At 61.2% G+C, this 13,502-nt stretch carries 15 protein-coding genes; 5 read left to right on the top strand and 10 right to left on the bottom strand.

Going from position 1 to position 13,502, the window contains the following annotated elements:
- Window positions 1-179: 179 nt before the first annotated feature.
- On the bottom strand, window positions 180-716 hold the full coding sequence (locus BLO50_RS11800; protein WP_090254092.1) for a DUF3087 domain-containing protein: 537 nt from the start codon (window positions 714-716) through the stop codon (window positions 180-182).
- Window positions 717-890: 174 nt separating this feature from the next.
- Here BLO50_RS11800 and BLO50_RS11805 point away from each other — a divergent pair, with 174 nt between their 5' ends.
- Window positions 891-1,463, top strand: a complete 573-nt coding sequence (locus BLO50_RS11805) for a COG3904 family protein (protein ID WP_090252852.1) — start codon at window positions 891-893, stop codon at window positions 1,461-1,463.
- Window positions 1,464-1,496: 33 nt separating this feature from the next.
- On the opposite strand, the gene BLO50_RS11810 is transcribed toward BLO50_RS11805, so the two are convergent.
- Complete coding sequence (locus tag BLO50_RS11810) at window positions 1,497-1,712, bottom strand: CsbD family protein (RefSeq protein ID WP_090252854.1); 216 nt, start codon at window positions 1,710-1,712, stop codon at window positions 1,497-1,499.
- Between the two features lie 253 nt (window positions 1,713-1,965).
- On the opposite strand from BLO50_RS11810, the gene BLO50_RS11815 reads away from it, so the two are divergent.
- Window positions 1,966-2,694 (top strand): S1 family peptidase, encoded by a 729-nt coding sequence (locus BLO50_RS11815; protein WP_244152881.1) that lies wholly within the window; start codon window positions 1,966-1,968, stop codon window positions 2,692-2,694.
- 10 nt (window positions 2,695-2,704) lie between these two features.
- Here BLO50_RS11815 and BLO50_RS11820 read toward each other — a convergent pair whose 3' ends face one another.
- A complete protein-coding gene (locus tag BLO50_RS11820; RefSeq protein ID WP_186343918.1) occupies window positions 2,705-3,259 on the bottom strand; it encodes a hypothetical protein in 555 nt (184 codons plus the stop codon).
- 497 nt (window positions 3,260-3,756) lie between these two features.
- Between BLO50_RS11820 and BLO50_RS11825 the strand changes: the two genes are divergently transcribed.
- Both BLO50_RS11825 and BLO50_RS11830 read left to right on the top strand, forming a co-directional pair.
- On the top strand, window positions 3,757-4,161 hold the full coding sequence (locus tag BLO50_RS11825; protein ID WP_241693772.1) for a DUF4398 domain-containing protein: 405 nt from the start codon (window positions 3,757-3,759) through the stop codon (window positions 4,159-4,161).
- Window positions 4,158-4,970 carry an OmpA family protein gene (locus BLO50_RS11830; RefSeq protein ID WP_090252859.1) on the top strand — a complete coding sequence of 271 codons (813 nt, stop codon included), beginning with the start codon at window positions 4,158-4,160 and terminating at the stop codon, window positions 4,968-4,970. The genes BLO50_RS11825 and BLO50_RS11830 overlap by 4 nt, the downstream gene beginning before the upstream one ends.
- 103 nt (window positions 4,971-5,073) lie before the next feature.
- Here BLO50_RS11830 and BLO50_RS11835 read toward each other — a convergent pair whose 3' ends face one another.
- The 3 genes from BLO50_RS11835 to betC all read right to left on the bottom strand — a co-directional run bounded on the left by BLO50_RS11835 (window position 5,074) and on the right by betC (window position 9,206).
- Complete coding sequence (locus tag BLO50_RS11835) at window positions 5,074-6,639, bottom strand: SulP family inorganic anion transporter (protein WP_090252862.1); 1,566 nt, start codon at window positions 6,637-6,639, stop codon at window positions 5,074-5,076.
- A gap of 81 nt (window positions 6,640-6,720) precedes the next feature.
- Window positions 6,721-7,644, bottom strand: coding sequence for a choline ABC transporter substrate-binding protein (gene choX, locus BLO50_RS11840; RefSeq protein WP_090252864.1), 924 nt, complete (start codon window positions 7,642-7,644; stop codon window positions 6,721-6,723).
- Window positions 7,645-7,697: 53 nt separating this feature from the next.
- Window positions 7,698-9,206 (bottom strand): choline-sulfatase, encoded by a 1,509-nt coding sequence (gene betC / locus BLO50_RS11845; RefSeq protein ID WP_090252867.1) that lies wholly within the window; start codon window positions 9,204-9,206, stop codon window positions 7,698-7,700.
- A gap of 112 nt (window positions 9,207-9,318) precedes the next feature.
- Here betC and BLO50_RS11850 point away from each other — a divergent pair, with 112 nt between their 5' ends.
- Window positions 9,319-10,236, top strand: a complete 918-nt coding sequence (locus BLO50_RS11850) for a choline sulfate utilization transcriptional regulator (protein WP_090252870.1) — start codon at window positions 9,319-9,321, stop codon at window positions 10,234-10,236.
- A gap of 125 nt (window positions 10,237-10,361) precedes the next feature.
- On the opposite strand, the gene BLO50_RS11855 is transcribed toward BLO50_RS11850, so the two are convergent.
- From BLO50_RS11855 to ssuD, 4 genes are all read right to left on the bottom strand, one after another.
- A complete protein-coding gene (locus BLO50_RS11855) occupies window positions 10,362-10,577 on the bottom strand; it encodes a TOBE domain-containing protein (protein ID WP_056842174.1) in 216 nt (71 codons plus the stop codon).
- 36 nt (window positions 10,578-10,613) lie between these two features.
- Entirely contained in the window at window positions 10,614-11,414 is an 801-nt protein-coding gene (gene ssuB, locus BLO50_RS11860) for an aliphatic sulfonates ABC transporter ATP-binding protein (protein ID WP_090252871.1), read from the bottom strand.
- Window positions 11,411-12,205, bottom strand: coding sequence for an aliphatic sulfonate ABC transporter permease SsuC (gene ssuC, locus BLO50_RS11865; RefSeq protein ID WP_090254097.1), 795 nt, complete (start codon window positions 12,203-12,205; stop codon window positions 11,411-11,413). Before ssuC ends, ssuB begins: the two co-directional genes overlap by 4 nt.
- 102 nt (window positions 12,206-12,307) lie before the next feature.
- Window positions 12,308-13,456 (bottom strand): FMNH2-dependent alkanesulfonate monooxygenase, encoded by a 1,149-nt coding sequence (gene ssuD, locus BLO50_RS11870; RefSeq protein ID WP_090252875.1) that lies wholly within the window; start codon window positions 13,454-13,456, stop codon window positions 12,308-12,310.
- Between the last annotated feature and the right edge of the window lie 46 nt (window positions 13,457-13,502).

Consider the following 13,502-nt stretch of genomic DNA (forward strand, 5'->3'; position numbering starts at 1 on the left):
TACTACTAGCGTTCAAATCCCTATCTTCCCGCCATATTGAAGTAAGCAAAGCCCGCTGAAGTCTTGATAGATTCCAGCGGGCTTTTTTGTGGGCTTAGATTTTAAGATATACAGTCCCAAAAATTCTCCAAGCCTGTCCTTTTTATGCTGTTCCCCATCGGCCAGCGCTTACTTGCAGGTTAGCGGGGCAGGGGCTGGATCTTTTTCACAGCTTCAAGCCAGTCCGCATCGAGTTGCAGTTGGTCAATATCCATACCCAGTTCTTCCATGCGTTCCTGGTGTTGGTTGATTTCCGCCACCGCTTCACTCAGGGCGCTGGAGTTGCCATCCAACTGGTGCATTTGGGTCAGGCCCAGGTGGTAGAAGCGCAGTAGCTGCATGGCGGCTGGGTCGCGGGCGGCGACGCCGGCTTTGACGTGGTGCATCAGGTTGGTCACGCGCATCAGGCTGCGTTTCAGGCGCCAGCCGTACACGGCAGCGGCCATAAAGGGCTGTGGCCACAGCACTACGCGCACCAGGACCACGGTCAGCGCTAATGCGGCGATAACCCCACCAAGATTCCAGCGGAAGTTGTCGCCGCCTGGGGTGCCGAATAGCAGCACAGCGCTGCTCGACAGCAGCATGGCCAGGGCGACGAAGATTGCCGCGATAGTTAGGGTGCTGCGGCGGGTTTGCTGACGGTAGATTTCAGGAGTGCGGTGTTGGATTTTGAACATCGGGGCCACGGTAATTCTCACTTGAGCAGGTGGTAGCGGCGTTGCTTACGGGTTGGGTAGGGCAAGCCGGGGTTGTCGAGGCATGCTCCCAATGCTGCAAATTATGCGCGATTGCTCGGCAACAGGTATCTTCGCCCATCCGTTGACCGCATCGCTTAAGGATTTACCGGGTTTATGAGTCGTACTGTGTTTCAGGCTGTGATTATCTCCGTGGCGGCGCTGTGTTCGGGCGCCGCGTTGGCCAAGGTCGAGGTGCAGGCCGGGCAACACAAGACCCTCGGGCGGATGCTGGTGGCCAAGGTTTCCGAGGATATTGCGCCGGGCGATTACGAGGCGCTGCTCAAGGGCATCAAAGCCAATCCGGGCAAGTACACGAAGAAGATCGTCATGCTCGACAGCATCGGCGGTAGCGTGTCTGAGTCCATGCGCATGGGGCGTTTGCTGCGTGAAACTGGCTTCGATGCTCTAGTGCCTTCCACCGGGGTGTGCCAGGGCAGTTGCGTGTACCTGCTGGCGGCGGGCCACGCTAAAACCGTGCGTGGTTATGTGGGGATTCACCGGCCGTATTATGCGAGTAGTGATTCGGTGCATTCGGCATCTGCCTTTGGGCCGAGCAAGGCGACTCAGGCAGCTTACTTCAAAGAAATGCAGATTCCGCCGGAGCTACTTGAGGCGATCAACAGCACCGAGCCGCGGCGCATGCGCGTGCTGACGCCGGCTGAGCTGGCACGCTATCGCTTGAAGTGAGGCGGGCGCTTGCTTGCCAGCGTTCGCGCGCTATCAGCTGGTGCGGTGCCTTTCAAAGAAACTCATGACCTGCTTGCTGGCGTCCTCGCGGGGCATGTCATAGCGTTGCTGCACCAGGTTGGTCAGTTTCTGCGCATCGCCTTCGGATTTGATCAGTTCATCCAGGGTCAACTCGTCCCAGACAATCAGGGCGAGGCCGGCCAGTTTGCGCCAGTTCTTCTGGATGATTTCGGCAAGGGGTCTGCTCATGTGTGGTGCTCCTGAGGTTACCGCGCTGGGCCGGTTGCGCGGTCAGAGCGGAATTGTGCTGATGCCAGCCTGTCAAAGCTGAGGTCGCCAGTCGGTGCGCTACAGCGCTTATGCGGGTTTGCGTACCGACGCCATGGCGCTGCGCCGATAGCCTGATTGCCGCGCCGTAGGTGAAATGGCGTGGCAATTGCTCTATTTAGAGCCTCATGGGCCTGTTCTGGCATGCCTGTCGTCAATTCAAGGATATGCCGCAATGTCGATGATCGAACCTGTGCTGCTGACGGCTGCACGCGTCTGTACCTTTGCCGGGGAGCAGTTGCTGACCAACGCCAGCGGCTTTTACTTCGCCCGCGATGAGCGTTTGTTCTTGGTAACCAGTCGGCACGTGATGATTGATGAGCCGAGCCAGCATTTTCCCGATCGTATCGAGATCGAAGTGCACATCGATTTGCATAATGTGGCGCAGACCACCGGCTTCTCCATGCCGCTCTATCGCGATGGCCAGAGCCTCTGGCGGCAGGGCTGCGATGGCGCTGGTGAGGTTGATGTGGCAGTGCTGGAGATCGAGCGCGCGGCGCTGCCAGAGAGCATGGTCTATCACGCCTTTACTCCGGAGCACCTGCTGCAGCCGCAAACCCCGGTCGAGGTCGGCACATCCTTGCTGGTGGTGGGTTTCCCCCTGGGTTTTCACGACACCCTGCACCATATCGCGGTGGTGCGGCATGCTGTGGTGGCGTCGTCATTCGGCCTGCGTTTTCAGGGCCAGGGGTACTTTCTGACCGATGCCCGCACACACCGTGGCACCAGTGGTGCGCCAGTGGTAATGCGCATACCGGACAGCGAGACGGATGAGTTGCCATGGGTGCTGCTGGGCGTGCATTCGGCGCGGCTTGATCTGGGCAGCCGGGATCTAGAGGTGGACGAGGCCCTAGGGCTCAATTGCACCTGGTATGCCGATATTCTGCTGACGCTGACTCAGTAAGGACCTGGGCTCAACGTTGCTGCTGCAGCTCGGGTGCAGCGGCCATGTTGATGTCCTTGACCAGGCCGGATGTGGCCCTGATCACCTCGCGTGCCATGCGGGTCTCCTGCTCGTTGTGGGTCTGTGCCACCAGCACCACATCACCGTGGGTAATCGCCCTGCTCACCAGCTTGGCAAAGCGTCCGTGATGCTGGCCAGCGCCGGATGAAGCGCCGATCACACTGCCGAGAAAACCGCCGATAAAGCCCCCCATGCCCATCAGGGAGAAGGGCGCAAGGATCGGGCTTGCGTGGAACAGGCTGACTTCACTGACGATCAACGCTACCGCGATCAAGGCACCAATGCCGATACCAATACCGGTACCAATAGCGATGTCGACCAGCATGTCCTTGAGCACCTTGTTGCTTTTCCCCTGCGGTGCAGGAGCGGGTGGGGCGTCGGCGTTGCCTGCAACGATCTCCAGCTGTTCGTGGTGCATGCCGCGCTGAATCAACTGGGCCAGTGCCTGTTCAGCGTTGCTGCGTTGGGTAAAGAAGCCTGAAACGTGGTGGCGATAGAGGTCCATCTTGCTGCTCCTGATCGTGAGCCGTCGTCGACGACCGAACGGAAGCTTAAGCCGCGTAAATGGGCGTGTCTGTGCGCCTGCGTACGCAGGGCGTATCGCGATACCCGCGATTGTGCGGTCTATGCGCGCCAGCGTACCGACAGGACTGCGCCGAGCTGCGATTGTCGCTCCAGGCGAGCTGCAGCCGTGGCGTGAGTGCCGTGTTTCAAGGTGGCGTTTAGCCTGCAGTTGCCTGTGCATTAACCGTCGGAGATGCGCCATGAAAATCCACTACCGCCCGCTCTTGCTGGCGTTTGCCATTGTCTATGCCGTCCTTGCCGTGAGCAGTCTGCTGATTGCCATGAGCCTGGCGCAGAGCGCCATGCCATAGGCCATTGATCTGGCGACCGAGAATGCTGTCTGCCGCGCTGATTGAGCGCTGTGGCTTAGCCCACCTGGGCCCGTGTGCGGCGAAAGCTGTGGCGTGCTTACCCGTAATTGTTTTTGAGGACATTCCTATGAACAGGACTTCATCCATCGTTGATGGCATGGCTGCGTTGCGTTTTGCCGGCCTTTGCGCCGGGCTGCTGATGCTCAGCGCCTGCGCTTCACCGCCCCTGCCGCCGAGCCAGGCGTTGCAAGCTGCCGAATCGGCGATCAGCAATGCCGAACAGGCCCGCGTGGCCGATTACGCCTCACCGGAGCTGGGTGTCGCTCGGGAAAAACTGACCGCCGCCAATATGGCTGTGCAGCGTGAGGAGATGCTGCTCGCCGAGCGCCTGGCAGACCAGTCGCGGGTAGAGGCCGAGCTGGCCCTGGCCAAGTCACAGGCGACCAAAGCAAAGGTAGTCAATGACGAAATGCAGAAAAGCACCAACAGCCTGAAACAGGAAATGCAACGCAACACGGGAGCTCAACAATGAACCTTGCTCATAACGCGAAGCACCTGCTGCTGGTCAGCGCAATCAGCCTTGCACTGGCCGGCTGCGCCGCTAAACCGAGCATGCCGGAAGGCGCCGCCGATGTGCGCGGCAAGCTCACCCGCTTGCAAGCCGATCCACAGCTGAATACTCGCGCGCCTGTAGCGCTTAAGGCCGCTGAAGATGCGGTGATCGTTGCCGAACAGCCGCGCAAGGATCAGGACGCAGAGCAGGCCTTGGGCCAGCATCTGGTGGTGATAGCTGACCGCAAAGTGGAAATTGCCACGGCGCTGGCGCAGACACGCTTCTACGAGGATCAGCGCAAAATCCTCAGCCAGCAGCGTGAAGGCGCGCGTCTGGATTCGCGCACCCGCGAGGCCGATCAGGCGCAGCGGCAGAACAGCCAGTTGCAGCAACAGATTGATGAGCTGAATGCCAAGCAAACCGAACGTGGCTTGGTCATGACCCTGGGTGATCTGCTATTCGCTACCGGGCGCTCGGAGTTGCGTGCGGGTACGGCCAATAACCTCGGTAAGCTGGCGATTTTTCTCGGCCAGCATCCTGAGCGCCAAGTACTGATTGAAGGGCATACCGATAACGTCGGCAGCGAAGAAATGAACCTGAGCCTGTCGCAACGTCGCGCCGACTCGGTGATGCATTACCTGACCAATCAGGGGGTTTCCCCAAGCCGCCTGGGTGCTTCGGGCAAGGGCGAGAGCATGCCAGTTGCCGGTAATGAGTCGGCTTCAGGTCGGCAGATGAACCGGCGGGTGGAAATCATCATCAGCCATGACATGGCATCACAACGCTGATGCCATGTTCTGAACTGCAGCCTTTGTAGGTCAGCTAAGCGCAGGTCGGAGCCCTTCCGACCTGCACGGCTGTACACCATTGTCTGGCAGCTTTTCCAGGCGGCTAGGCGAACTGCACCGGGCAGCGCTCCGGGCCTTCCAGCTTGCGAATTTCGTCGATCACTTGTGGCCGTGCGTTATGCAGCACCAGATGCCGCTGCTGGCTGTGCAGGCGGCGCGCTTCTTGGTGCAGCATGGTGACGCCGGCGTAGTCGATAAAGTTGATATGCCGCGCATCGATCATCACCCACGCTGCGCCGCTACGCTGCAGGCGTTGCTGCAGGTAATGACAGGCACCGAAGAAGATCGAACCTTCGATACACAGCCATTCCTGCTCGCCGTCCTGCCACTGGCGCACGCGCGGCTGTGAAGTGCGCTTGAGGTAGACGATCAGTGAGGCCAGCACGCCGGCGTAGATGGCGCTTTGCAGCTCCAGTACCAGGGTTGCCAGCACGGTCAGCAGCATCACCAGAAACTCACTGCGGCTCACGCGCTTCAGGGCTTTGACGGCGGTGAGGTCGAACAGTCCCCAGCAGATCAGCAGAATGCTCGCCGCCATGGCGGGAATTGGCACATAGGCAAACAGGCGGCTGCCATACAAGGCGAATAATGCTACTAGCAGGGCAGCGAACACCCCGGCCATGGGCGAGCAGGCGCCGGCTTGCTGGTTGAGCGCTGAGCGGGTGAAAGAGCCGGCAGATAGCGAGCCGCCGAACCAGGGACCGATGATATTCGACAGGCCCTGGGCGCGGACTTCCTGATTGGCATCGAACAGTTGCTGGGATTTATCTGCCAGGGCGCGGGCAATCGACAGGCTGGTGACCAGCCCGAGCAAACCGCAGGCCACGGCCGCGGGCAGCAGTTGCAGGATGTGGGTGAGGTTGAACTCCAGCAGCGCGAAGGGCGGCAGGCTGCCTGCAAAACGGCTGACCAGTGCAACGTGGCCAAGCTGTCCCGGCCAGGCCATGACCAGCAGACTGGCGGCCACAATCCCGATCAGTAAAGCCGGCGCACGCGGCCACAAGCGCCTGCTCAACAGGCTGATGGCCAAGGTGAACAGCGCTACGACCAGGGTGCGCCAGTCACTTTCGGCCAGGTGCTCGTCGAGGCTGAGCAGGCTCGTCAGCGCGGTGGCTTGGCTGGTGACGGTGAGGCCGAGCAGGTTGGGCAACTGGCCGATGCCGATCACCAGTGCGGCGCCCAGGGTGAAGCCGAGCACCACCGAGTGCGAAACGAAATTCACCAGTGCGCCGAAGCGCAGCAGCCCGAGTAGCCATTGGCATACACCGGCTAAAAGGGTCAGCAGCAGTATCAGGGCAATAAAGTGGTCGCTGCCCGGTGTCGCCATCGGGCTGACACTGCTGAACAGCACGATGGAGATCGCGGCGGTGGGGCCGCAGATCAGAAAGCTAGAGGAGCCCCACAGGCAGGCGATCAGCACCGGCACGATGGCCGCGTACAAGCCGTATTGCGGCGGTAGCCCGGCGATCAGGGCGTAGGCGATGGATTGCGGCAGCGCGAGAATGGCGCCGTTGAGTCCCACCAGCAGGTCTTTACCGAGGCTGCGTTTGCTGCAATGCGGCAGCCAGCGCAAAAAGGGCAACAGGGTCTGAAGGCGGAGCAAGGGCATGCGTGGGCTTCTTTTGCAGGCGATGGACAAGGCCGCTGCACAGCAGCGGCTCGTCTACTTTAGGGAATCAAGCCGGCCGATTCAAAGCTTGGCGTTAACTGCCGCCAGACCATCACCGCCAGTGCGGCTGGTTACGCCCTCAAGCCAACCGGCAACCACCGCTGGATTGGCCTTGAGCCACGTCTTGATTGCTTCATCGTTGCTGGCTTGCTTGCTCAGCACTTTATCCACGATGGCGTTCTCCATTTCCTGGGTGAATTTCAGGTTGCTCAGCAGCTTGCCGACATTCGGGCACTGCGCGGCATAGCCTTTGCGGGCCAGGGTGTTGACGCTGCCGCTGGCACCGAAGTACTTCTCGCCGCCCTTGAGGTAGCGCATGTCGTATTGCACGTTCATCGGGTGCGGGGTCCAGCCCAGGAACACCACAAATTGCTCGCGTTTCACTGCGCGGCCAACCTGCACCAACATGGCTTGTTCACTGGATTCGACCAGGCTCCAGTCCTTGAGGCCGAATTCGTCGGCGGCGATCATCTTCTGGATGGATTCGTTGGCCGGTGCGCCGGAACCAATGCCGTAGATCTTGCGGCTGAACTTGTCGGCATGCTGATCGAGGTCGGCAAAGGTTTTCACCCCGGCCTCATAGGCGTAGGTGGGCACGGCCAGGGTGTACTCGGTGCCGCTGAGGTTTTCCACCAGTTGCTCGACTTCACCGCTGCTGACGAACTTGTCGTAGTTGCTCTGCTGCGCGGGCATCCAGTTGCCGAGGAATACATCCACCTGACCTTTCTGCAGCCCGGCGAAAATGATCGGCACGGCCAGGGTCTGCGGCTGCGCCTTGTAGCCCAGACCGTCGAGCAGGAAGCTGGCGATGCCATTGGTCACGGCAATATCACTCCAACCCGGATCACCGAGTTTCACCGTGGCGCAACTGGCGTCTTCGGCGAAGGTGTAGCTGCTGGCGGCCAGTAACAGGCCGCCGATAAGTGCTGTGCGAAGTGTGTGCATGGCAATGTCCTCTTGAATTATTAGTTTTGGATCAACGCGGCAGTGGCTTGCAATCAGGGTTGCGGAAAACGGGCGCGACGTTCGAGGTCGTCGAGATCAATGTGGTTGCGCATGTACTGTTGGCTGGCATCGACCATTGGCTGATGGTCCCAGCTGGTCAGGTGCCCCTGGGGCAGGGCGCTGGCAACAAAACGCCGGCGACGCTGGCTGGCCAGAGTGGCCTGATGAATCGCCTGCATGTCCCAGCGCGCCTGGGCCTGGTTGATAAAGTCAGCCAGCCGGCTTTGGTGCTCGGCGGACTCTGCCAGGTTTTCGCGCTCTTGCGGGTCGTGGCGCAGGTTGAACAGCAGCAGGGGGTCGTGTTCTGAATAGATAAATTTCCACTCGCCCTGGCGGATCATCATCAGCGGGCTGATGGTGCCTTCGGCCATGTATTCACCGATGACTTCATCATGCCCCTGGCGACCTTCGAGGTGTGCCAGCAGCGAGCGGCCATCCAGCGGCAGGTCGGCTTGCAGCGTGCCACCGGCCAGTTCCACCAGGGTCGGCAGCAGGTCCATGGTCGAGACGTTCTGGCTTACCCGGCGCGCAGCAAACTGCTTGGGTGCATGCACCAGCAGCGGCACGCGGGCGGCCATTTCAAACCAATGCATTTTGTACCAGAGGCCGCGCTCACCCAGCATGTCGCCGTGGTCGCCGGAGAATACGATGATGGTGTTGTCGCTCAGGTTGCAGTCCTTGAGGGTTTTCAGCAGCTTGCCGATGTTGCTGTCGATGTAGCTGCAGGCACCGAAGTAGGCGCGGCGCGCGTCCTTGATCTTCTGTTCAGGTAGCGGCTTGTCCCACAGGTCGATGACTTTCATCAGGCGTTGCGAGTGCGGATCTTGTTCGGCCTGATCGATGTGCTGGCGCGGCAGTGGGATGTCCTCGTCGCGGTAGAGGTCCCAGAACTCGGTCGGGATGGTGTAGGGATCATGCGGGTGGGTCATCGACACGGTCAGGCAGAAAGGCTGATCGCCGTCGCTGCGCACGTGGTCATACAGATACTGCTGGGCCTTGAACACCACCTCTTCATCGAAGTCCAGCTGGTTGGTGCGCACGCATGGTCCGGCCTGTAGCACCGACGACATGTTGTGGTACCAGCTGGCGCGCACATCCGGCTCATCCCAGTTCACCGCCCAGCCGTAGTCGGCGGGGTAGATGTCGCTGGTCAGGCGCTCTTCATAGCCATGCAACTGGTCCGGGCCGCAGAAATGCATCTTGCCCGACAGCGCGGTGCGATAGCCCAGGCGGCGCAGGTAATGGGCGTAGGTCGGTACATCGGCGGGGAAGTCGGCAGCGTTGTCGTAAGCGCCGATCTTCGAGGGTAGTTGGCCGCTGACCAGGGTAAAGCGCGACGGCGCGCACAGCGGGCTGTTGCAGTAGGCGGCGTCGAACACCACGGCCTCGGCGGCCAGGCGCATCAGGTTGGGCATCTGGATCGGTGAGGCGGCATCGTGCAGCGGCAGAATCGGCGCGGCCATCTGATCGGCCATGATAAAGAGGATGTTCGGGCGTTTCATGGCAGCCGGTATTCCATATAAAAGATTTATGCGACAGTGCTGGCTTGATCATCCGGCTTAGCAAAAGCTGGGTAAACCTGCTGTCAGCAGATGCATTGGATAACCTGAGCTTATGTTTGAACGCATCGATGGCGTGTCACTGGATGTGCTGCGGGTGTTCGAGTCCGCCGCCCGCCAGCTGAGCTTTACCGCCGCCGCCAGCGAGCTGGGCACCAGCCAACCGGCGATCAGTCAGCAGATCAAACGGCTTGAGCAGCAGCTGGCCACGCGGCTGTTTGACCGGGTGTATCGGGGCATTGCCCTCACGGATGCCGGCGAGCTGTTGCTGAGTTATGTGCAGGATGGCCTGCAGAGTCTGGATGCCGGTCTGCAGGCCGTGACCGCGCAACAGCAGCATGAGGTTCTGCAGGTGGCCACCGACTTTGCTTTTGCCGCCTACTGGTTGATGCCGCGCTTGCAGCGCTTCCATCAATTGCACCCGGAGGTGGATGTCAGCCTGATTACCAGCGAGCGTGATCAGGGCACGTTACCGGCGGAGATTGATGTGGCGATCAACTTCGGCGACGGGCGCTTCAAGCACGCCGAGGCGCAGCTGATGTTTCGCGAAGAGGTGTTCCCGGTGTGCAGCCCGCAGTTGCTCAAGGGGCAGACATTGCCTTTGCCACCGGCTGCACTGGCCAGCCTGCCGCTGCTGCACCTGCGCCCGGAAAATCGTTCGCGCTGGTTCGATTGGGCCGGGCTGTTTCGCGCCTTCGGCCTGCAGCAAACCCCAAGCCCCGGCAGCCTACGTTTCGATAACTACACACTGCTGATTCAGGCGGCCATCGCCGGGCAGGGCGTGGCCATCGGCTGGCGGCATCTGGTCGATGAACTGCTGACGCAGAACCTGTTGTGCCGCATGGGCGATGAAGTCGCGCATTCGGAACTGGGTTACTACCTGGTGCTGCCCGAGCGTAAACGTCGCCAGCGTTTGACCCAGGTATTTGTCGATTGGCTGCAGGCCGAACTGGCCAAGGGACCTGGGGTTTAACCGATGCTTGGCCTCAGGCGATACGGGGACGCCAAGCCCTGTTCCCAGCGCTGATGCCCAGACGCCGTTCTTCAGGTTGCGCCGCTATTTGAGTGTGGGCGGTAGCCCGCCCACTTCATGGTTGCTCACAGCTTGGCGATCGACACCTCGGTGGATTTGACGAAGGCAATCACTTCGCTGCCCACGCCCAGCTCCAGCTCTTTTACCGAGCGGGTGGTGATCACGGAGGTGACGATGCCCGAGGCGGTCTGCACGTCGATTTCCGAGAGTACGTCGCCCAGGACGATTTCCTTGATGGTGCCTTTGAACTGGTTGCGTACGTTGATGGCTTTAATGGTCATGGTGATGCTCCTTGGTTTTAAGAGTGGTCATGCGGGTTAAAGCGCCCAGCGCAACTGCGTGGGCAAGGGTGAAACAGGTTCGGGTTGCGGTGGCAGTTCGGGCAGCGACAGCACGCGGTTAAGCACCTGTTCCTCAACAGCCGCCAAGCGGGCCGAGGCACGTTGACGCGGACGGGGCAGGTCGACGCTTATATCCAGGCCGACGTGGCCGTCTTCGATCAGAATTACCCGGTCGGCAATCGCTACCGCTTCGCTGACATCGTGAGTCACCAGCAGCACGGTGAAGCCATGCTGTTGCCACAGGCGTTCAATCAGTTGCTGCATCTCGATGCGGGTCAGGGCATCCAGTGCGCCGAGCGGCTCGTCGAGCAGCAGCAGGCGCGGTTGGTGGATCAGCGCACGGGCCAGGGCCACGCGCTGTTTTTGTCCGCCAGATAAAGCGGCAGGCCATTCATTGGCGCGATCCGCCAGGCCAACGGCTTCTAGCGCCTGTTGCGCTTGCGGCCGCCAGTTGCCGGTCAGGCCCAGGCCGACGTTGTCGATTACTCGCTTCCAGGGCAGCAGACGCGAGTCCTGGAACATCAGGCGAATGTCTTCGCGTGAGGCGGCCAGCAAGCCGTTACCGGCCTGCAGTTCGCCCTGGGTGGGCACATCCAGACCCGCCAACAGGCGCAGCAGGGTGCTCTTGCCGCAGCCACTGCGGCCGACCACAGCGACAAACTGCCCGGCGGGAATGTTCAGCTGAACATTCTTCAGCACTTCGCGTTCGCCGAAGGCCTTGTGAATGCCGTTGATTGCGAGTGGCAGGCCACGTTTGAGTGTGTGCAGCGCAGTCATTGTCCACCTCCCTTGACCTGATAGGCCGGGTGCCAGCGCAGCCAGATGCGCTCAAGCGTGCGTGCTGCCACATCCGCCAGCTTGCCGAGTACGGCGTAGAGCAGAATGGCCAGCACCACCACGTCGGTTTGCAGGAATTCGCGGGCATTCATTGCCAGGTAGCCGATGCCGGCGCTGGCGGAGATGGTTTCCGCGACGATCAGGGTCAGCCACATAAAGCCCAGGGCGAAACGCACGCCGACCAGGATCGAGGGCAGGGCGCCGGGCAGGATTACCTGACGGAACAGGCTGAAACCGTACAGGCCATAGCTGCGCGCCATTTCCACCAGCGCCGGGTCGACGTTACGGATGCCGTGGTAGGTATTCAGGTAGATCGGGAACAAAGTGCCGAGGGCGACCAAAAAGATCTTTGCGCTCTCATCAATACCGAACCAGAGGATCACCAGCGGAATCAGTGCCAGGTGCGGTACGTTGCGGATCATCTGCACCGAACTGTCGAGGAAGCGCTCGCCCCATTTCGACAGGCCGGTGATAAAGCCCAGCAGCAAGCCGAGGCCGCCACCGATGGCAAAACCGATGCCGGCGCGCCAGCCGCTGATGGCCAGGTGGGTCCATATTTCGCCACTGCGCAGCAGCTCCCAGCCGGCGCTCAGCACCGCGCTCGGAGCCGGCAGAATACGCGTGGACAGCAGGCCGCTGACCACCGCCAGTTGCCAGGCCGTCAGCAGTGCCACCGGCAAGGCCCAGGGGGCCAGGCGCAGGGCCAGGTTGTGTAAGGTTGTGTTGCTCATTGCAAACCCCATCAGGTCTTTGTAGGAGCGGGAGGCACGCCTAGTTCCATTCCCGCGATGTTTCTAAGGTTCGCGGGCATGGCCCGCTCCTACGGCATTGCATCAACTGGCCGAGGCCGCCTTGGGCAGAATGTCGCTGGAGATCATCTCGCCGAACGGGCTGACATAGCTGGCCCCGCTGGGTACCTCTGGGCGATTGACGTCCAGGTGCGGGAACAACAGTTCGGCAACTCGGTACGACTCTTCCAGGTGCGGATAGCCGGAGAAGATAAAGGTGTCGATACCCAGGTCGGCGTATTCCTTGACCCGTGCGGCCACGGTCGGGCCATCGCCAACCAGTGCCGTGCCGGCACCGCCACGCACCAGGCCGACCCCTGCCCAGAGGTTGGGGGACACTTCCAGGTTGTCCTTGCTGCCGCCGTGCAGGGCGGCCATGCGCTGTTGGCCGACCGAGTCGAAGCGCGCCAGGGAGGCCTGGGCGCGGGCGATGGTGTCGTCGTCGACATGGCTGATCAGCTTGTCAGCGGCGGCCCAGGCTTCGGCATTGGTTTCGCGCACGATCACGTGCAGGCGGATGCCGAAGCGCACTTCACGGCCTTGAGCGGCGGCCTTCTCGCGCACCTGGGCGATCTTTTCCGCGACCGCAGCCGGTGGCTCGCCCCAGGTCAGGTACAGCTCGACCTGCTCGGCTGCCAAATCCTGCGCGGCTTCCGACGAGCCGCCGAAATACAGCGGCGGACGCGGTTGTTGAATAGGCGGGTAGAGCAGTTTGGCGCCTTTGACTTGAATATGTTTGCCGTCGTAGTCGACCACTTCACCTTCCAGCACGCGGCGCCAGATGCGGGTGAATTCCACCGAGGCTTCGTAGCGTTCGGCGTGGGACAGGTTGAGGCCATCGCCGGCCAGCTCATCCGGGTCGCCACCGGTCACCAGGTTGAACAGCGCGCGGCCATTGGACAGGCGATCAAGGGTTGCTGCCTGACGCGCCGCCACCGTCGGGGAAATGATCCCGGGGCGCAGGGCGACAAGGAATTTCAGACGCTGAGTCACGGGAATCAGGGAGGCGGCTACCAGCCAGGAGTCCTCGCAGGAACGTCCAGTCGGGATCAGTACACCGCCAAAGCCAAGGCGGTCGGCTGCTTGGGCAATCTGCTGCAGGTAACCGTGATCGACGGCGCGTGCGCCCTCGGCGGTGCCCAGGTATTTGCCGTCGCCATGGGTGGGCAGGAACCAGAAAATATTCAAGCTCATGGAGTGGTCTCCTCTTACGAAATCGTGGGCGTAGCCCGGATGGCTC

This window comes from Pseudomonas peli (assembly GCF_900099645.1).
Classification (GTDB): domain Bacteria; phylum Pseudomonadota; class Gammaproteobacteria; order Pseudomonadales; family Pseudomonadaceae; genus Aquipseudomonas; species Aquipseudomonas peli.